Annotated in this window: 25 protein-coding genes and 1 pseudogene; 8 read left to right on the top strand and 18 right to left on the bottom strand. The window is 58.4% G+C overall.

What is annotated here, in order from left to right; translation table 11 throughout:
* Positions 1-186 precede the first annotated feature (186 nt).
* From AC2FIT_RS14675 to AC2FIT_RS14630, 10 genes are all read right to left on the bottom strand, one after another.
* Positions 187-933 (bottom strand): hypothetical protein, encoded by a 747-nt coding sequence (locus AC2FIT_RS14675; protein ID WP_496830643.1) that lies wholly within the window; start codon positions 931-933, stop codon positions 187-189.
* Between the two features lie 411 nt (positions 934-1,344).
* Positions 1,345-1,701: an SPW repeat domain-containing protein gene (locus AC2FIT_RS14670; RefSeq protein ID WP_496830641.1), complete on the bottom strand. Its 357-nt coding sequence runs from the start codon at positions 1,699-1,701 to the stop codon at positions 1,345-1,347.
* Positions 1,702-1,724: 23 nt separating this feature from the next.
* Positions 1,725-1,973 carry an EF-hand domain-containing protein gene (locus AC2FIT_RS14665; protein WP_347534570.1) on the bottom strand — a complete coding sequence of 83 codons (249 nt, stop codon included), beginning with the start codon at positions 1,971-1,973 and terminating at the stop codon, positions 1,725-1,727.
* 110 nt (positions 1,974-2,083) lie between these two features.
* On the bottom strand, positions 2,084-2,272 hold the full coding sequence (locus AC2FIT_RS14660) for a hypothetical protein (RefSeq protein ID WP_496830639.1): 189 nt from the start codon (positions 2,270-2,272) through the stop codon (positions 2,084-2,086).
* 339 nt (positions 2,273-2,611) lie between these two features.
* Positions 2,612-4,255, bottom strand: a complete 1,644-nt coding sequence (groL, locus tag AC2FIT_RS14655) for a chaperonin GroEL (RefSeq protein WP_496830637.1) — start codon at positions 4,253-4,255, stop codon at positions 2,612-2,614.
* 44 nt (positions 4,256-4,299) lie between these two features.
* Positions 4,300-4,587: a co-chaperone GroES gene (locus AC2FIT_RS14650; RefSeq protein ID WP_496830635.1), complete on the bottom strand. Its 288-nt coding sequence runs from the start codon at positions 4,585-4,587 to the stop codon at positions 4,300-4,302.
* Between the two features lie 338 nt (positions 4,588-4,925).
* Positions 4,926-5,135: a hypothetical protein gene (locus tag AC2FIT_RS14645; RefSeq protein WP_496830633.1), complete on the bottom strand. Its 210-nt coding sequence runs from the start codon at positions 5,133-5,135 to the stop codon at positions 4,926-4,928.
* Positions 5,135-5,668 carry a hypothetical protein gene (locus AC2FIT_RS14640; RefSeq protein ID WP_496830631.1) on the bottom strand — a complete coding sequence of 178 codons (534 nt, stop codon included), beginning with the start codon at positions 5,666-5,668 and terminating at the stop codon, positions 5,135-5,137. The genes AC2FIT_RS14645 and AC2FIT_RS14640 overlap by 1 nt, the downstream gene beginning before the upstream one ends.
* 76 nt (positions 5,669-5,744) lie before the next feature.
* Positions 5,745-5,924, bottom strand: a complete 180-nt coding sequence (locus tag AC2FIT_RS14635; protein ID WP_496830629.1) for a hypothetical protein — start codon at positions 5,922-5,924, stop codon at positions 5,745-5,747.
* An 86-nt stretch (positions 5,925-6,010) separates the two neighbouring features.
* On the bottom strand, positions 6,011-6,817 hold the full coding sequence (locus tag AC2FIT_RS14630; protein WP_496830658.1) for a transglutaminase-like domain-containing protein: 807 nt from the start codon (positions 6,815-6,817) through the stop codon (positions 6,011-6,013).
* Positions 6,818-7,048: 231 nt separating this feature from the next.
* On the opposite strand from AC2FIT_RS14630, the gene AC2FIT_RS14625 reads away from it, so the two are divergent.
* Positions 7,049-7,174, top strand: a complete 126-nt coding sequence (locus tag AC2FIT_RS14625; RefSeq protein WP_496817327.1) for a hypothetical protein — start codon at positions 7,049-7,051, stop codon at positions 7,172-7,174.
* Between the two features lie 10 nt (positions 7,175-7,184).
* Here the strand turns inward: AC2FIT_RS14625 and AC2FIT_RS14620 are convergent, their stop codons facing one another.
* From AC2FIT_RS14620 to AC2FIT_RS14600, 5 genes are all read right to left on the bottom strand, one after another.
* Positions 7,185-7,664, bottom strand: coding sequence for a hypothetical protein (locus AC2FIT_RS14620; RefSeq protein ID WP_496830627.1), 480 nt, complete (start codon positions 7,662-7,664; stop codon positions 7,185-7,187).
* 270 nt (positions 7,665-7,934) lie between these two features.
* A complete protein-coding gene (hflC, locus tag AC2FIT_RS14615; RefSeq protein ID WP_496830625.1) occupies positions 7,935-9,023 on the bottom strand; it encodes a protease modulator HflC in 1,089 nt (362 codons plus the stop codon).
* Positions 9,020-10,087, bottom strand: a complete 1,068-nt coding sequence (gene hflK / locus AC2FIT_RS14610; protein ID WP_496830623.1) for an FtsH protease activity modulator HflK — start codon at positions 10,085-10,087, stop codon at positions 9,020-9,022. Before hflK ends, hflC begins: the two co-directional genes overlap by 4 nt.
* A 107-nt stretch (positions 10,088-10,194) precedes the next feature.
* Positions 10,195-10,539, bottom strand: coding sequence for a hypothetical protein (locus AC2FIT_RS14605; protein WP_496830621.1), 345 nt, complete (start codon positions 10,537-10,539; stop codon positions 10,195-10,197).
* Positions 10,536-10,850 carry a hypothetical protein gene (locus AC2FIT_RS14600; RefSeq protein ID WP_496830620.1) on the bottom strand — a complete coding sequence of 105 codons (315 nt, stop codon included), beginning with the start codon at positions 10,848-10,850 and terminating at the stop codon, positions 10,536-10,538. Before AC2FIT_RS14600 ends, AC2FIT_RS14605 begins: the two co-directional genes overlap by 4 nt.
* Positions 10,851-11,107: 257 nt before the next feature.
* On the opposite strand from AC2FIT_RS14600, the gene AC2FIT_RS14595 reads away from it, so the two are divergent.
* From AC2FIT_RS14595 to AC2FIT_RS14585, 3 genes are all read left to right on the top strand, one after another.
* On the top strand, positions 11,108-11,548 hold the full coding sequence (locus tag AC2FIT_RS14595; protein WP_496830618.1) for a hypothetical protein: 441 nt from the start codon (positions 11,108-11,110) through the stop codon (positions 11,546-11,548).
* Positions 11,545-11,958, top strand: coding sequence for a hypothetical protein (locus AC2FIT_RS14590; protein ID WP_496830616.1), 414 nt, complete (start codon positions 11,545-11,547; stop codon positions 11,956-11,958). Before AC2FIT_RS14595 ends, AC2FIT_RS14590 begins: the two co-directional genes overlap by 4 nt.
* Before the next feature lie 216 nt (positions 11,959-12,174).
* On the top strand, positions 12,175-12,363 hold the full coding sequence (locus AC2FIT_RS14585) for a hypothetical protein (protein WP_299603514.1): 189 nt from the start codon (positions 12,175-12,177) through the stop codon (positions 12,361-12,363).
* A gap of 59 nt (positions 12,364-12,422) precedes the next feature.
* On the opposite strand, the gene AC2FIT_RS14580 is transcribed toward AC2FIT_RS14585, so the two are convergent.
* Complete coding sequence (locus AC2FIT_RS14580; RefSeq protein WP_496830614.1) at positions 12,423-13,157, bottom strand: Crp/Fnr family transcriptional regulator; 735 nt, start codon at positions 13,155-13,157, stop codon at positions 12,423-12,425.
* A gap of 149 nt (positions 13,158-13,306) precedes the next feature.
* Here AC2FIT_RS14580 and AC2FIT_RS14575 point away from each other — a divergent pair, with 149 nt between their 5' ends.
* The 3 genes from AC2FIT_RS14575 to nhaA all read left to right on the top strand — a co-directional run bounded on the left by AC2FIT_RS14575 (position 13,307) and on the right by nhaA (position 16,198).
* A complete protein-coding gene (locus AC2FIT_RS14575) occupies positions 13,307-13,549 on the top strand; it encodes a hypothetical protein (protein WP_263845023.1) in 243 nt (80 codons plus the stop codon).
* Between the two features lie 222 nt (positions 13,550-13,771).
* Entirely contained in the window at positions 13,772-14,785 is a 1,014-nt protein-coding gene (locus tag AC2FIT_RS14570) for a fatty acid desaturase (protein ID WP_496830656.1), read from the top strand.
* A 102-nt stretch (positions 14,786-14,887) separates the two neighbouring features.
* Positions 14,888-16,198 carry a Na+/H+ antiporter NhaA gene (gene nhaA, locus AC2FIT_RS14565; protein ID WP_496817319.1) on the top strand — a complete coding sequence of 437 codons (1,311 nt, stop codon included), beginning with the start codon at positions 14,888-14,890 and terminating at the stop codon, positions 16,196-16,198.
* 169 nt (positions 16,199-16,367) lie between these two features.
* Here nhaA and AC2FIT_RS14560 read toward each other — a convergent pair whose 3' ends face one another.
* Positions 16,368-16,955 (bottom strand): recombinase family protein, encoded by a 588-nt coding sequence (locus tag AC2FIT_RS14560; RefSeq protein WP_496830612.1) that lies wholly within the window; start codon positions 16,953-16,955, stop codon positions 16,368-16,370.
* A gap of 158 nt (positions 16,956-17,113) precedes the next feature.
* Between AC2FIT_RS14560 and AC2FIT_RS14555 the strand changes: the two genes are divergently transcribed.
* Positions 17,114-19,996, top strand: a complete 2,883-nt coding sequence (locus AC2FIT_RS14555) for a Tn3 family transposase (protein ID WP_496830610.1) — start codon at positions 17,114-17,116, stop codon at positions 19,994-19,996.
* Positions 19,997-20,044: 48 nt separating this feature from the next.
* Here AC2FIT_RS14555 and AC2FIT_RS14550 read toward each other — a convergent pair.
* Positions 20,045-20,233 (bottom strand): annotated as a pseudogene (locus AC2FIT_RS14550) (hypothetical protein); the annotation flags it as partial.
* Positions 20,234-20,259: the final 26 nt, after the last annotated feature.

The raw sequence follows: 20,259 nt of genomic DNA, 5'->3' as shown, positions 1-20,259 counted from the left end.
ACTCAGGTCCGCTGATATCGATGTCCGCGCGATCTTGAATGAGCCGGAGGGCCTGGTCGGCTGGAACAAGATAGTCTTCGTCCCGCTCAGCTGACCTTGGCATCAAAAGCAGCGAACGACCGGTGATTGAGTAGCCCCGAGCACTTCGGCCGACACGGATGAATGCCAATGCTGTCTTTGTTGCCGCTAGTAGTTCACCTGCTCAAAGCCGTAGTTGCCCTCGTAGTCACGCCAGTCGACGAAGACCGAACGGTGATAGATGCTGGGGCAATTCTGGCCCCAGCGTTCGAGGCCGATATGGGCGGAGGGTAGGGCGGTCATGGAAGACCTCTGCCAAGCGAAATCGCCTTGGGTTCCGTATGTGCCGAGGACCACGGTGGCGCTACGGTTGCAGTCGCCGTCACGTCCGGACTCGTGTTGTCGCGCATACCGCACATCAAAGACTCTGATGGATCGTACGAAGTTGAACTCAGGTCCGCTGATATCGATGTCCGCGCGATCTTGAATGAGCCGGAGGGCCTGGTCGGCTGGAACAAGATAGTCTGTAGCTTCAGGAGTGCGCCAAGCAGCCACAATCGGTTCAACGGTATCGCGCGCTGGAATAGACTGCCGTGGTCCAGTGCGGTTGTTCTGTAAGAACGCTTCAAAGATGCGGTTTACACTGTTTGGTGCTGGAGCGGTCTCATAGGACGCACCCATTGGACAGCGCCAGATTTGGAGCGGCGGTTCCACTGGCCACGGCGTAATGCGTCGGATGAATTCGGCTCGAGCCCTCGCGCATGGCACGGAAGCAGGCCAGCCGCCAGACAGGCATAGGAGGATCGCGCAATCGATCGGGTATGTCTGCGCGCGGACGGGCAACGGCAGCGACGTACTTGTCACAGTCAAAGCGACTGCGACCGAGGGGAGGAGCTTCTTGAGTAGATGACGCATGCTGAGGGCTCTCTGTGATAGGGTCAGCATACATACAAAAATATACTTTGGCAACATTAAGTATACTGTCGCATAAGGAAGTTTATGTTCATTATATGGCTAAAGCGGACCTCCACTTGTGCCTTGGCCAAAGTACACATCGCGGGACAAGGGGTGAGTTCGCTCCGTTTGCGCAGGAGGCTGCTTTCGTGCGCTTTGCGGACCTTCCTTGGATTGCACACAAGTTGCATATCTCCATTGGCCACAACCATAGTTCAGAAAGACAGTCGGGCCGATCCTCCATAAGTCGCGAAGCGTTCGACGCGCGGTCAATGGCCAATAGCCATCTCCGGAAGAGATGCAGGGTGAGTAGTATTGGCAAGGACAACGATTAGAAGTGTGGGGCGTTTTCCGCCCCACACAGTGTCTTCACTATGCGTGGTGTTTCGGCATTTTCTGAAACACCACATAAAGGCCCGCCAGAACCAAAGCCGTTCCGACGACGCCGGCATTCCAGGCGGTCACAGGTTCGGTAAAGCCGAACAGCCAAGGCGCCGCTACCAAAATCAAACCGTAGGAAACTCCCAGGTAGGTCTGGACCAGGAAATGTTTGTTGTGGCCGTAACCCGCTACGGTCAAAGCCAGAAGACCCGAGAGAATGAGCAGTCCTGCATCGCCAATGACGGCATTACTAAGAGCTGATTGGCCGCCGAGAAGCATGAATGGCGACAACATCAGCCAGAGCCCCGAGGCGGTGAAGGTCCATCTGAAAGCTTCACGATTTTGCATAGCGCATACTCCAACCTTTGGTTTCAGGAGTCGGTTTCAGGATCCGCGAGGTTGCCAAGCTCAACGGCGATAGCCATTTCCTCGTCGTCGACGAAACCATCACCATTTGTGTCGATGTCGCCGAACATTTCCTCGGTAAGTTCAGGATATGAAACCTGAAGTTCAGCGAGGGATGCCATGCCGTCGCCATCGGTATCAATTTCGGCGGGCATCGCATTGGCAGAGAACGCGATGGAACTCGCGAGAGCAGCTACCAGTGTTACATTTTTCACGTTTTTTCCTATCAAATAAGGCAATCCATTATGGATTGCGATTCAGGTCCCGGTGCATTGCATTCTGCATTTGCGCAACGTGGCCCGCTTTTTCACGCGGCCATTATTTTTTACGCAAGGGCTTCCCTGGCAGCGTCGAGTTCGTATTTCGTCTTGATGTCGTCGTTTGCTTTGTGCGCGGCTTCAGCAGCGTTGTAGTGTCTCCACGCCTGCGTTCTTTTTTCACCGAAGGGCGCGCCTCCGCAGCTGGCCTTAACGGACTTCATCCTTTCCGAGATGGTATCTGTATCGAGTTTCATTGGAGTGTCCTTTCTTGGGCATTCCGAGGGAAAAGAGGCGCGCGAAAAAAGAGTTTCTTTCAAGGGAACTGCCCCTTGCGCGCCGCTGAGAAACTCGGAAACACACTTCCTGCTGAATTTTCAGCGAGTATCCTAAAGCTAACTTACATTCCAGTTTTTGACGCTTACACAGATCAGCTTGGAGCGATTTGATGTTAGAAAGCGGAGCCATCAGATACGGTTGCTTCGAGGGGCAGAGCGACTGGCAAAAAGTCGGGTCCTTGGTGCGAGCCGTCTTCAGAAATATGCCGCTCGCGGCTCATAAAGATTGGTTCCGATGCCGCGAGCAAAAGTGCGCTTCTACATCATGCCCCCCATACCACCCATGCTTTCCATGTCGTGCATACTGTGGCCACCGGACTTGACAGGTTTGTCAGCCACCATCGCTTCGGTGGTAACGAGCAGGCCTGCAACCGATGCCGCATATTCAAGCGCGATCCGAACGACCTTGGTCGGATCAATGACACCGGCTTTCAACATGTCGTCGTAGTGGTCCAGCTGCGCATCATAGCCGAACGTCTTGCTGGGGTTTTCAAGTACTTTTCCAGCAACGACCGAGCCATCAACACCGGCGTTTTCAGCGATCTGGCGCAACGGTGCCTGAAGCGCTTTGCGGATGATCTTGATACCCGCATCCTGATCCGCGTTGTCTCCTTTGAGCCCTTCCAGAACCTTGCCCGCATGGACAAGTGCGACGCCACCGCCTGGTACGACGCCTTCCTGGACAGCCGCACGAGTTGCGTTCAAGGCGTCATCAACACGATCCTTGCGCTCTTTCACTTCGATCTCGGTCGCACCACCAACTTTGATCACCGCAACGCCGCCCGCCAGTTTGGCCAGCCGCTCCTGCAGTTTTTCCTTGTCGTAGTCCGAGGTGGTCTCTTCGATCTGTGCACGGATTTGAGTGACACGCGAAGCGATAGCTTCTTTGTCGCCTGCGCCGTCGATCACAGTTGTAGTGTCCTTGGTGATTGTGATCTTTTTGGCATCGCCAAGCATGTCCATCGTGACATTTTCGAGCTTGATACCCAGTTCTTCGGAGATCACCTGTCCGCCCGTCAAGACGGCAAGATCTTCCAGCATCGCTTTGCGGCGATCCCCAAAACCAGGCGCTTTGACACCGGCCACTTTCAGGCCACCGCGCAGCTTGTTCACCACAAGGGTTGCGAGCGCTTCGCCATCAATGTCCTCGGCCATCACCAAGAGTTGCTTGTTCGCCTGCATGACAGCTTCAAGCAAGGGCACCATGGGGGCCAGAGACGTCAGTTTCTTCTCGTGCAGGAGGATGACACAGTCCTCCAGGGTCGCCGTCATCTTGGCGGTATCTGTGATGAAATACGGGCTAAGATAGCCGCGATCAAACTGCATACCCTCGACAACTTCGGTTTCTGTCTCCAGGCCCTTGTTTTCTTCTACAGTGATAACACCTTCGTTGCCGACCTTGGCCATCGCGTCCGCGATCTGTTGACCGATAGCAGCCTCACCGTTTGCGGAGATAGTGCCGACCTTGGCGATCTCGGCCGTATCGCCCACTGGCCGCGACATTGCCTTGACCTCGGCAACAACGGCGGTGACCGCTTTGTCGATACCGCGTTTGAGGTCCATCGGGTTCATGCCCGCTGCGACTGATTTCATACCTTCTTTGACAATTGCTTGCGCCAGTACAGTTGCGGTGGTCGTGCCGTCGCCAGCCTCGTCATTTGTGCGCGATGCAACATCTTTGACGAGCTGTGCGCCCATGTTCTCGAACGCATCCGAGAGTTCGATTTCCTTGGCGACCGTAACACCGTCCTTGGTGATGCGCGGCGCGCCATAGGACTTGTCGAGAACCACGTTACGGCCCTTGGGGCCAAGCGTGACCTTGACGGCGTTGGCGAGCGTATTGATGCCCTTGAGCATGCGGTCACGGGAGTCCGTGCCGAATTTGACGTCTTTTGCAGACATGTCGGTATTCCTAAATGAAAGATGTGTGAAAGGGGACGCGTCGTTCAGGCCATAATGCCTAAGATGTCGCTCTCCTTCATGATCATCAGCTCTTCGCTATCAATCTTAATTTCAGTGCCCGACCATTTGCCGAACAGAATTTTGTCGCCAGCTTTGACGTCCATTGCGATACGTGCGCCTGCGTCGTCTTTTGCACCGGCACCGACGGATACGACTTCGCCTTCCTGCGGTTTTTCTTTTGCATTGTCAGGGATGATCAGGCCGCCCGAGGTCTTTTCGTCGCCTTCAATACGGCGGACCAAGACACGGTCATGTAGGGGTGTAAACATCATGGAAATGCTCCTTTTCGGGATTTCCGGGTAGGGGTGGCATGCGTAGGGACACATTAGCACTCGCCACACCTGAGTGCCAATGTATCAAAAGTGGCCATCCCGACAGAACTCTGCAATGGGCTGTTGAACTATATTTCGCTCAAACGCGCTTTTCAGCAATCGCGGCGCAGAAGGCTGTCTACTTTACCTTCTTCCCAACAATTGCCAGCACAGGCTTTCCTGCGAGGGAGTTGGCCGTGGCAGAGACCTTCGGTAGGTCGTGGTGCGAGCGATGTCTAGATGGCCAAAATGACGGGTCCAGTACGGTACTGGGAAGACGGCGCGGGCACCGATGGGCATCAGCGGCGCCGGGATGCACCGGGGCTGACGGGAACGGCGTTCCGCCAGGCGTTCAACCCCTTGCAGCGCCGACAAATTCGTTCTCCGAAGCCTTCGCTCCAGAACGAGGTTTCGCATCGCAGGCATCGGCGTTCTTGCGGAACATCACCCACGGCCCTTGGGGTCGCGATGTCCGGTACGTCACCTTCGGCGATGGCCTCGTCCGCCATCACGTTTTCCCCGCAGCCAGACGGGTGCGCAAGGACGGCGGCGAGTCCCGTCGTGAAGGCATGCCTTCGTTTTCGGCGGTCCGGATCGACTCTTCGTCCCGCGCTCCTCGGGCGGTCGTCTTCGAAGGCGGCGCAGCCAGGTTTGGATCGGACGTCCCAGACCCGGAATAGAGATGTCGCAGGTGCGCCTCGGAGACCCCGTCGGCCTCCATCACGAGGCGCACCATTGGATCAGCCAGCATTTCCTCAAGGAAGAAGTCGGACAACGCTCTGCCCGTCAGCTTGTCCCTGGCGCGGGCATAGTCCAGATCGGCAAGGGAAAGGGTCAGAGACCGCGCAAGCCCCGGATGCGATGTCCGGGGATGAAGTTTCACCAGGACTGAGGCTTTCCAGGCTGCAGGATTCTGTTGATCTGGGGGTGAAACCAACTCCGTTTCGATCTCGTACTCTCCCGCCGGGAGCGTCTCGTCAAAGCCTGGAACGGTGAACGGTCGGGAAAAAACCGCAACGGTCTTGCTCGTCAGTTCTTCCATTGGCGTGATCCTCTCCCTTGTTGCTGCGGGTGGTCCGCGCCCCAGTTAAGAATGGGGCGCGTGGCCTGTGAACGTCTCAAGATGTCTTGGATTTCGCTAGCGCATCCTCGCCGGCGGCCTTCGACTCGTTCTCCTTGGCTGGGGTCTTCGCGGTCTCCGCGGGCTTCGGCTTCATTGCGGCCGCAGCCCTGGCGGTCAGGTCCTTGAAGGACATATCATCGATCCTTTGATTGGCCGGCGCCAACTCCTCGTCCATGTCGGACCGGGATGCCTGGCATCGGTACTACCTATATGGGGGCTGGCGACCCGATTTACGATGGCGCGCCGCCAAGAAGACAAAGATCACACCAGATCGTCAGTCCAAACCTTGAACTCCGTCAGCGTGTTCTGACCAAATGTCTGGGTCAGAGGGACGTCAGCGGCATCGCGGCCCCGCGCGATCAGAATTCTCGCAAACTTAGGCTTGTTGTTCCGCGGGTCGAACATGTGCCATTCACCAGCGAGAAAGACCTCCATCCACGCCGCAAAGTCCCCGGGCGGATGAGGCAGAGATTCACCGATGTCGCTCAGATATCCGGTGCAGTAGCGTGCCGGAATATTCATGCAGCGGCACAAGGCGATGGCGAGGTGAGCAAAATCACGGCAGACGCCCTGTCGCTCGGCCATTGACTGCGATGCGGTGCGCGTCGCTTTCGCCTGCATGTAGTCGAAGCGGACATGCCCATGCACGAAATCGCAGATCGCCTGAACGCGTGACCATCCCGGGTCCGTGGTCTCGAAAAGACGCCACGCCTCCTCCGAAAGAAGATCGGTATCGCAATACCGGCTGCCCCGAAGAAACACGAGGGTCTCGAAAGGCAGATCCTGGACCGCGTGCTGCTGCGCGCCAGGGGACGCGGGATCGGGTCGGCCATAGTCGCGGAAGATGCCATCCGTTGACAGCGCGAAGTCGCCCGCCGGAGCCAGGAGGCGCGTACACCAGTTGCCGAAGCCGTCGCGGTAGCTTTCGAGCGGCACGCTTGGCGACGTCACGAGGTAATCGGCACGCTCCAGATCGCCAAAGCGCGAGTAGTGGACGTTCAGCATCGCAATCAGCGGCGTCGGCTGCGGGAAGCTGTATCGCAGACGACACCCGATGCTGACCCGCATGCCAGACACACGGCCGCGCCTGGTCATGTCATGAGTATCTTGCAAGGATGAGCGTTCCGAGGCATCGGGCCGGTGCCATCCTGCGCAAGGACGGGGAAGGCCAGGGACGCTATCACTCCAGCCACGATGGCCAGCCTCGAGATCAACCTTGCCAGCGGGTGTCTTATCGCCGCTTGCTCCTTGGCGGACCAGAGTCCGCCGGTTGCAGCGCGAGTCTTCGATAGCCCAAGCGTGAGCGTTCCAGTCAGCCGTCGCGTGGGCGCGGGCGGCGGCGGGGAGCCCCTGGAATTCGATCTGGATGGCATTCCTTCGTTCTCGGCCACCTGGATCGCGAAGTCCGGCGGAACTGTCGGATGAGAGCTACCGGTCATCGGGGCGACAACTTGTGCAGGGCCGCAGCGGCAAGAGCATGTTCCTTCTGGTGGTAGTCGCCGCGGAACTTGCCATCGACCTCCACCTCCCAGACGCCGTTCCTTTCGCGCACCTGAACTCCACCGCGCTGCGGTGGCCGGTTCATGGAAGACCCCTGTTCTCCTCTGCCTTTCGGCGACACGGGTTTCTTGTCGGTCAATTTCGACTCCTTCGCGATGGGCGCGCGCTCCTCTCCGAGAAGCATCACGGCGCGAATGAATTCTTCCGCGTAGTCGTCGGTTTCGCGATAATCGTGTTCGTGCGGCACCATGCGCATCGGTTCCACGAACCGTTCTCGCAGATGGTCGACGAAACGCGGCTCGGTACGTGCCATGTAAGCGATCAGGGCCTGCAGAATCCGTTCATGGGCCAACACGCGCCGTTCAAGATCGGTCGTCTCTGCGGCCGTCCTGGTGAGATTTTTCACTGATGTCATGGCTTGTCATCCTTCACGCTGCGTGGTGTGACGCTGGATCTCGTGTGCTCGAGCGTGTGCAGGCAGGCCCTCGCCTCATCGCGATCCAGCTCTTGCCATCTACCTACCAGCCAAGCGTAAATCGTGCGCTGACGCAGGTTAGGGGTACGGAAATTAAGTGGGTGTGTCTTGCTCAGAAGCGGAAAGAAACCGACCTCGGTGGTCCAGATGTCATTGACGTGCTTCCCGATTGATACCCTCAATTCATGCTTGAAACCTTCCACCATGAACCTATCGGCCTGCTTCGACCTCCGTCTGTGTCACGATTGGCGTCGCGGGGTCTTGCGCTGGTCGGGCCCTGCCGATTGACGCCACGCCACCGTCGCTTGGGACGCTGCCCGGATCGCGGATTGGGTTTGCCTCGCCCTGCATGCCGCGCAGGAACTGGAACAGATCGCTGTCCGTCGTCAGGACAAGCGTTGTATCGTCGGAGATCATGTCGCCGTAGGCCTGCATAGTTCGGGTGAAATCGTAGAATTCGACCGAAACGGCATCGACATTGTAGGCGCCCGCATAGATTGCTGCTGCTGCGGCATCGGCGGCACCGCGGATTTCCTCGACAGCGCGATAGGCTTCGGACTGAATCTTGTTCAGGTCCCTCACCCGGTTGCCTTGAATACGGGCCGCTTCACCGTTGCCTTCAGACAGGAAGCGTTCGGCGATCTGCCGGCGCTCCGAGATCATGCGGTCATAGATCTTGGGTCGCACGCTCTCATTGTAGTTTATGCGCTTGAAACGAATGTCGAGAAGCTCAATCCCGAAGACGCGCACCTTCTCCGCCGCCGCCTCGAAGATCTGCTGCTCGACCAGCGCCCGCCCCTTCGTGATGGGAACCAGTGCGCCAATGTCCTGCGCAAGCTCCTGATCAGTCAGAAGCGTGTCCCGAAGCGGCGTCCGGCCCCTGGTCGTGCGCACAATCTCGATGAGTTCGTGCTTGGCGACGGCGTTCCGCGTCTCGCTACCGAGGATATCATCGAGGCGCGACTGGGCGCTGCGCTCGTCGCGCAGGCGCAGAAAGTACTGCAGAGGATCGGTGATCTTCCAGCGCGCGAAGAGATCGACCGAGATATAGAGCTTGTCTTTGGTGGGCATGTCCGATGGCGAGCCGTCCCACTCCAGAACCCGGCTGTCGATCCGGTTAACCTCCTGAACGAAGGGGATTTTCAACTTGAGACCAGCCTCGGTGATCGGCGCGCCGACCGGCTTGCCGAACTGGGTGATGATGGCCTGTTCGACCTCGCCGACCGTGTAGACGGCGGATGACACAGCGACGACCCCGGCAACCGCGATTCCCGAGGCAATAAGCGAAAGGGTCTTCATGGTTGATCTCCTGTCTGTCGATCCAGATTCAAAAGCGGGAGGATGCTTGCTGTGGACCCGTCGACAATGATCTTGGAACCAATTCCCGGCAGAACATCCTGAAGGGTTTCGATGTAGATCCGGCGCCGGGTAACTTCGGGCGCCAGACGGTATTCCGTCAGGAGGGCCGTGAATCGGGCCGCATCGCCCTCGGCTTCATTGATCCTTCTCAGGCGATAACCATCGGCTTCGCGGATGCGCTGGTCCTTTTCGCCTTCGGCCAGAGGTATGACGCGGTTGTATTCGCGGCGGGCCTCGTTGATGATCCGCTCCTTCTCTTGTTGTGCCTGGTTGACCTCGTTGAACGAGGCCTGAACCGGCTGGGGCGGATTGATGTTCTTCAGCTGTACCTGATCGATGCTGATGCCCATCGCGTATTTGGTCGCGAGCGCCTGCATCTTCATCAGGGCTTCGCTTTCGATTTCCTGGCGCCCGACGGTGATCACCTCGTCGACTGTGCGGTCTCCCACGACTTCGCGCATGACGGACTCCGAGACGTAACGCAGGGTCGCGCTCGGCTGACGCACCTCGAACAGAAATTTCCGAGGTTCGGAAATCCGGTACTGCACCACCCACTCCACGAGCGCGGCGTTTAGATCGCCAGTCACCATCTCGGTCTCGCGGCGACCGTCCGTCGGGCTCTGATAGGGATCGGAGGCACCCGGAGTCGTGAACCCGAACTCTTGTTTCAGCTGGCGCTTGACCGGGACCAACGTGGTCACGTCGATCCCGAACGGGATCTTGAAGTGCAGCCCCGGAGGGACCTCGGCCGCGTACTTCCCGAACCGTTGGACAATCGCAACGGAGTCGCTCGGCACCGTGTAATATGAGGACCACGCCCCAAATGCCGCAAGCGCAATGGCGGCCCCGATTGCAAGACGCTTCACCGGTGGCAGACCGTCCGGCAGGATGCCGTGCAGCCGATCCCGGCCCCGCCTGAGAATTGCGTCAACCTCAGGGGGAACGCGGGTCTGCTTGTTTTTCCAAGGTCCGCGATCTTCCGGTCCATTGTTATCAGAAGGCATCGCAAGCTCCTATTTCGGTTTTGGCACTCGGGGCGATGCGTGGCTCGCGCGTTTGACGGTGCGAACCGTTTTGCGCCATCACATCGTCGGCTCTGAACAGCATGACCTCAGAGTTCCAGTTCCTTCAGGCAGGCTTGCGCAATGTCTCGGTCTGGGGCATCGGTTCCTGGCATCGTCGCCCAGCCGGCTGTCATGAGAGCGTCGCGCCTCTGGTAGGTTGAGGCTGCCCGGATCGTTGCAAGCTTGTCCACCCGAGCCGGGTCTGACCGCGCCATGTCGAGGCAGACCGGTACCATTGAGGCGACGACATCGTTACGGGACATCGCCACCGCCCGGTCATTCGAAGTGCCGCCGGTCACCCAGCCACCCCATGAAAATCCGACGACGCCGACAAAGACAGCACCGATCACGGCACCATAGATGCCGGGTTTGAGCCATTCGGGAGTATTCATTTCAAGTCCTCCTGCGGAGAAAGCGCCGCTTCGCTGTGGTTGTTCATCTCTGTCGGACCTTGATCCCGGCTCAGCGCCTCATTCAGGTCGCGCTCTGATATCGTGTGCAGTTCCATCCAACCCGCCCGATCTCCTCTGCCAGGAACGGTCATATGGGTCGCCGTCCTCTGATACGTTTCGAAACCTTGCTCGCGGAGAAGTTCCTCCTGAATCAAGACTTCGTATTCCCCGGCCGGAAGTTCGTCCGGAAAATCGGCTAGGCTGAACGGGTGCAGGAAAGTCACCCTCAAACTGGATGAACGCACGCTCATCTCTGGCCTCCACGATTTTGGCAGATCCGTCGCTCGCCACTGATGACGGCCCCTTGGTTTCCGGACCTGACCAGTCGAACGATTTCTCCTCTTGTACTTCGGAAACGTTCGACTTGTGCTGACACATGTTAGTCCCTGGCGCCGCGCGGGTAGAGAACACCCTGGGGCGGTTTGCGGGCACTGACCTGTGTAAGGGTGCGGGGACCGACCTGCGCGTACACTTTGGGAAACAGGGATGATCTGCATTCCTGCAACTCTTGAAAGGATTGGCTATGGCCGACCCCAATGTACTCAACCCGCACCCGCCCGAATTCGATCGGTTTCTCCATGCCTCCGTCGGCGAGGACCGGAACGGCTATGCCGTGACTGTGCTCTCGACGCTCGCGCGGCTTGGCCTCGATCCATGGAAGGAAACCGCTGAACTGGTCATGCTGGGGCACGATGCCGCGCAGGCACGCTTGGGAACGCTGCTTGCCCGATTTCGGGACGTACCCGCGCTCGCAAGCGATCACCGCAAGGTCGCACGAGACCTGAGCCAGCTGCTTCCCGAAGGCCGGGCGTCAGGTAGCCTGAAGCGAGCTGCCTCGACGGTGACCGGCGACCGCCCGGGGACAAGCGGAGCGATCTGGGCGGTGCTCGCGATTATCTTCCTTCTATTTCAGATGTTCATGGTTGGCGGGTCGGGGTCAGGCGAATGACCGTATCAACCGCGACCGCGAGGAGACCGGCCCATGCGGCACACAAGTCCGGTACGCTTTCTCCACACGAACAGGGCATACTCTGGGACATGGAGGAACAGTTCTGGACCAGCGGCGCCGATAGTGCGCAGGCGACGACAGCGACCAACGCGGTGATGATTTTTCCCTATCCGCCCGGCATCCTCCAGGGTGACCAAATCTGGACCCAACTTCGGCAGAGAACCGGCTGGCGTTCCGTCGTCATGGCCGAACGGCGCGTGACGCGATGCGGCGATATCGCGATCCTCACTTATCGGGTCTCGGCTGAAAAAACCGACGTGCCAATCTACAAAGCGCTCTGCGCTTCAACGTACCTTGGCGATGACGACAAATGGCTAAGGATTTCCCATCAGCAAACGGCGGTGACTTGAAAGCCGACAAGGCAATCGACCCGCCACAGACGCCGGGACTAACCTGCGTCAGTGCGGCGAGGGCTGACATTGGCTAGGTAAGCCGTGCCCGCCGAATATTTGGCGGCACTGTAAATTTCCAAGTTCCTGAAAAGCGTGTGGGCGTGTCGATCCCAAAAAGATCGGCATGTCGGCACGCTTTTTATTTCTCGGAAAGTCCATGAAAGGACAATTCCAATGACACCCGAACAGAACAAGACTGCCGAAAAGATGACGTCCGTGAAGGTCGCGTGGGACAAGGCGCCCGCTGGGCCGAAGAAGGACGCGGCGCTGAAGCACTACCAGGCAGCCGAGAAAGCCAACACGGCGAAGAACGACGCCGAGACCAACAAGGAACTCGATGCGGCGACCCACGCGCTCGCTTAATGTCCAGCGTCTGACCTGAACACCGGGGCCGCCCGCCGATCAATGGCCGGCGGCCCTTCTTATTTCAAGAGCGGTCCCGTCTGATCCAGATACGCTGCATCAAACTCAGCCAGTTCCACCAACCCGGCATGATCTTCAAAGGACACGCGACCGTCTCGAAAGGTCACCAGCCCTCTTTCGCGTAGCTGTCGCAGGACGCGATTCACATGAATGGCACTTAACCCCAGCACATCGGCCAAGTGATACTGGGTCAGTGGGCAATCGTATCCTCCCTTGGATCCCATACCCACCAGTGCCAGCCTCGATCCCAGTTCCAGCAGAAAATGTGCCATCCGGGCGTCCGCGTCGCGCCTGCCGATCCCGACAAGGTGTTCGACCACCATTGCCTCGTCCCGCGACGCCGCCCAGAGAATGGCTGTCGCAAGCCGCGGCGTCTGCGCGAAGGCCGCCAGAAGGTCGCTCTTCAACACTTCGGCAGCCTCGATTTCCACGATGGGTTCGAAACTGTGATCAGAGGTGCGCAACAGCAAGCTGCGCAAGCCGAGGAAATCTCCGGGCACCTGAAAATCGACGATCTGACGCGTCCCATCCGCCTGGATCTTGTAGGAACAGACCCAACCCGCGGACAGGATATATGCGGCTTGATCCGACTGCCCCTGATGGACCATATCGCGCCCAGCGACGAAGGAGCGGCGGCGCTGGTGCAGGCGCTCGAGCACATCCAACTCCGCCTTTGACAAAGCGACAAAGGCCGAAAGCTTGCGGGTGAGCGGGCTGGTCTCGAATGGTGTCATAGCTTCTCCCTGACAGTTCCGTCAGCCGCGTGGAAATCGTTTCTTCAACTGCTCTCGATCAGTCCAGCATAGCTCATTTCGTGCGAGAAGTACGGATAGGTCCGGCGCGAATTTAGCCTAGATCGCGAAACAAGAAGGGAAATCCAAAGATGTCTACGGCGAACGAGCATTCAGGACAGGCCGCCCTTTCAATCTGCGAAGCACTTCTGCTTGCCATGAACGATGGCGGACTGCTGCCGGAGCATGAGATCGTAGGTGTTCTTCGCGACGCCGCAGCAACTCATGAGAACGCAAAGGGATCGGAGGCCGAAACGGAAACGCACCGATCTGTTGCGGCACTCATCAACCAGATCATCGCTGGTGGCAACTCCGTTCGGAGGCCGCAAGTGTAAACGCTCAGTCACACAGGATTTCTATTGCCGATGAAGCTTTCGTCCTATTCAACCAACAGTCGTCGCCAAGGGCGAGATCGAGAAGAGATACCGGATCAGACCACCAACCGAGTCCGCAAAGCTCAGCCTCTGAGCGCGCCGCAGCCCCCAGTACAAGCGCGGGCCTCGTCCATTACGGGTAAGGAGCCGGGCACGCGAAATGCTGCCGGTCAGACTGATCTGATGCGGGAAGAGCCCAATTTGGCTCCGTCAGACTGGTCGCGGGCGATGGCGAAATACCGACAGCCAATCCATTCGCGCAGTATCTTCGAGCTGACCGTGACAGTGGCACCGTTCGTGGCAATATGGGCGGTCGCCTGGTGGATGCTCTCGATCAGTACTGCGCTGGCAATGGCCCTGGCACTGGTGAATGCGGCGTTCCTCGTCCGACTGTTCATGATCCAGCACGATTGCGGTCACGGGTCCCTGTTTCGCAGTCGGCGCCTGTGCGACTGGATCGGTCGCGTTATCGGCGTGATCACGCTGACGCCCTATGACGTCTGGCGCAAAACGCACGCAATCCATCATGCCACGACCGGAAACCTCGACCGGCGGGGTGTCGGAGATATGCCGACCCTCACAGTCACGGAGTACCGAGAAAAGGGGTGGCTCGGCCGGGCGCTCTATCGGCTTATCCGCAATCCAGTTTTCCTGTTCGGAGTGGTGCCGTTCTATACGTTCTTTTTGCAGAACCGACTGCCCGTTCACTTAATGCGGTCGGGCTGGCGATACTGGCTGAGCGCGATGGGAACAAATGCCGCCATTGGTTCGGCGCTGACCTTGATTGTTTGGCAGGGTGGATGGGACGTTGTTCTTTTCGTCTTCCTGCCGACCATGTTCTTGAGTGCAGTCGCCGGCATGTGGTTCTTCTATGTCCAGCATCAGTTCGAAGAAACCAGTTGGCAGCACGAAGAAAATTGGAACATCCACGAAGCAGCGCTTTACGGAAGCTCACATTACGAGCTTCCGAGCGTTCTACGCTGGATCACTGGCAATATCGGTGTCCACCATGTTCATCATTTGGCTAGTCGAATTCCGTTTTATCGCCTTCCAGAGGTGATCGAGGATAACGAGGTTCTGGCACAGACCAAACGCATCACGCTTCGGCAAAGTCTCCGCTGCGCGCACCTCCACCTCTGGGATGAGAGTCGCCGCAGACTTTTGTCGTTCGCCGAGGCACGCGCTCTGTCCGCCTGAACCTTCCATGATATGATGTCTGGGCAAAGAGACGCGCGAGGGTGCCTACAGGGCTGCGATGAGAGAGCGGTGCATCGTCATTGGAAAAGGCATGTTCATCCCATGATCGACGATCCCCAGACTTTGCCCCATGAGGCCGCCGACAGAATAACAAAGCCATTTGTGCGCTTTCTGAAAATCGAAGCGGCGGCAGGAGGGCTCCTGCTTCTGGCGGTTCTACTGGCCTTGGCGCTGGCAAATTCACCTTGGCAAGAGGCCTTTCTAGGCTTTTGGGAGACGCCCATTGGCCTGACACTCGGCTCGTTGGATTTCACCCGCTCGCTGCGACACTGGATCAATGACGGTTTGATGACGCTCTTCTTCTTTGTGCTTTCGTTGGAGCTCAAGCGGGAGATCGTGCTGGGCGAATTGCGAAACCCTCGTCAGGCCGCCCTGCCGTTTGCAGGCGCAGTGGGTGGCATGGTTGTACCGGTCTCCCTGTTTCTTGCGATGATGTACGGGCAACCCGGGATGCACGGCTGGGGAACCGTGATGGCGACAGATACGGCGTTCGTGATCGGATGCCTGGCCCTTTTCGGAAACCGGATCCCTCCAACCTTGCGTCTGTTCCTGCTTTCCCTCGCTATCTTTGATGATGTCGGCGCGATACTCGTGGTCGCCCTTGGATACGGGGAAGCGTTGACTTGGTCGGCCCTCGGGTTGGGCCTGCTGGGAATTGGTATTGTAGCAACCGCCTCGCGCCTCGGGATCAGAAGCATCCCGGTCTATTTCTTCATGGGAGCGGCAGTCTGGCTGTGCTTCGATGCCTCTGGCGTTCACGCGACCATCGCCGGTGTCATTCTGGGCCTCATGACCCCTACCCGAATTTGGGTGAGCGATATTCGCCTGCGTGTGATCCTCGGGCGCGTACTCGCCGCTCCGAACGGCGACCATCGGCAAGGGGATGTTGCAGGCCATCATGACCTTCGTCAGGCGGGCCGAGCGCTCACCGAATCGCTCTCGCCGGTCGAACGTCTTGAGATAATGCTGCACCCTTGGGTCGGCTTTGCAATCATGCCGATCTTCGCGCTGGCAAATGCTGGCATCACGATTGGCGGTGGCGATTTCGGACAACCGGTTTCCGTGGCGATCATTGTCGGCCTGGTGCTGGGAAAACCGATTGGCGTCCTCGGGTTCAGCTGGCTTGCGGTCCGCTCAGGCTTGGCTGTGCTCGCGCCAGGGCTGTCGTGGCCATTCATCATCGCCGGCTCGTTTCTCACGGGAATCGGTTTCACGATGTCGCTGTTCATTGCGGGCCTCGCATTCGACTGGTCCGTCCTGAATGCGGCGAAGCTGGGCATTCTCAGCGGATCAGCTCTCTCCGCGATGCTCGGAGTCGCACTGCTGATCTGGCTGACACTGCGAAGGACGTGACAACAACTCATCGCTGGTACGATGCTCGACCTCGTTCATGTACCGCCGATGTCTCTGGTCGATATCGATGCTGCGCGCTGGATCTGCATTGCCACAACGTGCCGCACGTCGCAACTGGCATGAGTATCGAGTTCGAGGGGTCTGATGCCGGAGGGGGCAGGATCCTACGTTAAGAGCTGATTTGGCGTTCTGTCCGTTGCAGCGTCCTGTAAACGGTTGGCCTCGACACTGAGAAGAGTTCAGCGAGATCGCTGATGGAGTATTCTCCTGTCGCGTGCATGCGTGCGAGCTCTTTCTGTTGTTTATCAGATAGTTTTGGCTGTTTACCGCGGAGTTTTCCTTTGGCGCGGGCTATAGCCATCCCTTCTCGTGTCCGCATTCTGATTAGATCCGCCTCGAATTCGGCGAAGGTTGCCAGGATGTTGAAGAACATCTTTCCCATCGGGTCGGCGGGATCATAGACCGAAGCCCCCAAAGCGAGCTTCACGCCTTTTGCTTCGAGCTGGTCTGCGATGGTTCGGGCATCGGGAACGGAACGGGCCAAGCGGTCTAGTTTGGGGACAACGAGTGTATCCCCATCGCGAACGGCGGCAAGCGCCTGGTCCAAACCCGGGCGGGCACGATTGGTGCCGGTCAATCCGTGGTCAGTGTAGATAAGGTCTTCGTCAACCCCAAGATCGATCAAGGCCTGACGCTGCGCCGTCAGATCCTGTTTATCGGTGGAACAGCGGGCGTAGCCTATTTTGGTCGCGGTCATGGCCTGAGTGTACGAATACGGGGCCTCTTTTGCAAAACTATTCGTACCAGTTATATGAGACAGTCTTGCGGCAACCATCGTTGGCCGTGTGATTTCGCTCGTAACCGTCCGCTGATCGATCCCCTTTCGGACACCTCTCTTGCCAAGGAAGTAACACTATGCCCCGTCGGAAAATCCTGACTGGCCGCCAACGCGCGGCCCTTTTTGACCTGCCAACCGACGAAGCTCTATTGTTGCATCACTACACCCTGGCGGATGACGATCTGGAGATCATTCGGTCCCGTCGGCGCCCTCACAATCGTTTCGGCTTCGCACTTCAGCTTTGCGCCCTACGATATCCAGGTCGGTTGCTCGCACCAGGTGAAGTCATTCCGCTAGAAATCACGCGCTTCCTGGCGGCCCAGCTTGGACTGAGGCCCGAGGATCTGGCCGAATATGCGAGCCGCGAAGAAACCCGGCATGAACACCTGGCAATCCTGCGCGAGCTTTATGGTTACAAGATGTTCGCGGGACGGGGATCGCGCGACTTGAAGGTTTGGCTGGAGAAGAAAGCCGAGACGGCGCGGTCGAACGAAGACCTGGCGCGGTGGTTTGTCGATCGCTGCCGTTCGACGCAAACCATCTTGCCCGGGATTACCGTGATCGAGCGCCTTTGCGCAGACGCCCTTGTCGCGGCAGAGCGACGGATTGATGCGCGGATCGTAGATCGGCTGGAACCTGAAATGCGCAAATGCCTTGATGCCTTGCTGACCGAGAGTGCAGATGGCAGCGTCACGCGCTTTGTCTGGTTGCGGCAGTTTGAGACGGGGCGGAACTCAGCCGACATGAATCGTCTGCTCGACCGATTGGAAGCACTGCAGGATGTCGCACTCGACAATTCTCTGCTGTCCGATATTCCGCCGCATCGCGTTGCTGGTCTTCGCCGTCAGGGCGAGCGCTACTTTGCCGGAGACATGAGGGATATCTCGGGAAATCGGCGCCTCGCAATTCTCGCAGTATGCGTTTTGGAATGGCGAAGTGCGGTTGCCGATGCAGTGGTCGAGACACACGATCGGATCGTAGGCAAGACTTGGCGTGAGGCCAAATCACGAAGCGACGCCTGCGTGGCTGAAGCCAAATCGACTCTGAAGGACACCCTGAAAGCCTTCTCGTCCCTCGGATCGGCATTGCTCGAAGCGCACGAAGACAAAGCCCCATTGGAAGAGGCCATTCAAAATACCGGGGGTTGGTCCTCGCTCAGGGACCTTGTTGCAACCGCGGCGCAACTCACCGACACGCTGGCCGCCGACCCGCTGGCACATGTTGTTCAGGGCTATCACCGTTTCCGGCGCTACGGTCCGCGCATGTTGCGGGCGCTCGAAATCAAGGCAGCTCCGGTTGCCGAGCCATTGCTAACGGCTGCGGAAATCATCGCAGTTGGCGAAACAACGGCCGTCCGACCGCGAAGCTTCCTACGCCGTACCTCAAAATGGCATCGGCACCTGAAGGATGATGACGGGCACCGACTTTGGGAGGTGGCTGTGATGTGCCATCTGCGCGAGGGTTTTCGATCGGGCGACGTCTGGCTTGCCCATTCTCGGCGATATGGTGACCTCAAAGAAGCGCTTGTCCCTGCCGAGGTCGCCCGGTCCACTCCGAGACTGGCTGTACCGTTTGAACCGGAAACCTGGCTGGCAGATCGGAAGGCCCGTTTGGCCAACGGTTTGCTGCGACTTGCTCGTGCCGCCAGAACGGGTGCAATTCCGGGCGGTCTAATCGAGAACGGCACTCTCAAACTCGACCGGCTGACCGCTGCCGTCCCCGAAGAGGCTGACGCCATGGTGCTCGATCTATATCGGCGACTGCCTGACATCAGGATCACCGACCTTCTGCTCGAGGTGGATGACGAGGTTGGCTTTACCGAGGCATTCACACATCTACGCACTGGCGTACCCTGCAAAGACAGGATCGGCCTGTTGAATGTGCTGCTTGCCGAAGGGTTGAACCTCGGCCTAAGCAAAATGGCGGGTGCGACGAACACCCATGATTACTTCCAGCTCTCGCGCCTGTCGCGGTGGCACATTGAAAGCGATGCGATGGCCCGCGCCCTGGCCATGGTAATCGAGGGGCAATCTATTTTACCGATGGCGCAGTTTTGGGGCGCCGGGCAGACTGCATCGAGCGATGGTCAGTTCTTCCCCACCTCACGTCAAGGCGAGGCGATGAATCTCGTAAACGCCAAATACGGAAACGAACCAGGGCTGAAGGCCTACACACATGTCTCCGATCAGTTCGGCCCCTTCGCCACACAGACCATCCCGGCCACCGTGAATGAAGCACCCTACATTCTGGATGGTCTGTTGATGACCGATGCCGGGCAAAAAGTTAGGGAACAGTACGCTGATACAGGTGGCTTCACCGACCATGTCTTCGCGGTCACCGCGTTGCTGGGCTTCCAGTTCATTCCCCGCATCCGGGACCTGCCCTCCAAGCGCCTGTATCTCTTCGATCCAAAATCCTGCCCGAACGAATTGAAGGACTTGATTGGAAGCAAGATCAGAGAGCCGATCATCGCCACGAACTGGCCAGACATCCTGCGCAGCGCTGCCACCATGGTGGCAGGGAGTATGCCTCCAAGCCAACTGCTGCGGAAATTTGCGGCCTATCCCCGCCAACACGAACTTGCATTGGCGTTGCGGGAAATCGGACGGGTCGAGCGGACACTCTTCATCATCGAGTGGCTGCTCGACGCAGACATGCAACGCCGCGCACAGATCGGCCTCAACAAAGGCGAGGCACACCACGCCTTGAAGAATGCGCTCCGAATCGGGCGGCAGGGTGAAATCCGCGACCGGACTTCCGAAGGACAGCACTATCGCATGGCTGGCCTGAACTTGCTCGCCGCAATCGTCATCTACTGGAATACCAAGCACCTTGGAATCGCTGTCGCCGAGCGTCGCCGCGAAGATTTGGATTGCTCGCCCAACCTGCTGGCGCATATCTCGCCACTCGGATGGGCCCACATACTTCTGACCGGCGAATACAGGTGGCCCAAAACGTGATCAGGCGATCTTAACGTAGGATCCTGCCCCCTCCGGCATCAGACCCCTAATTCGCCGGATGAACTCGGCGCGGGCTCGGGCGCAAGGGACGGAAGCGGGCCAACCACCAGAGAGACACAAGAGGATCGCGCAATCGATTGGGTATGTCTGCGCTCGGGCGGGCATTGGCAGCGAAAAACCTGTCACGGTCAAAGCGACCGCGACCGAGGGGAGGAGCTTCTTTAATAGATGACGCATGCTGAGGAGCCTCCATGACAGGAGTT

Source organism: Ruegeria sp. YTSA135 (assembly GCF_059610165.1).
The sequence above is the reverse complement of the archived record's forward strand: the minus strand, read 5'-3'. Positions and strand labels throughout refer to the sequence as shown.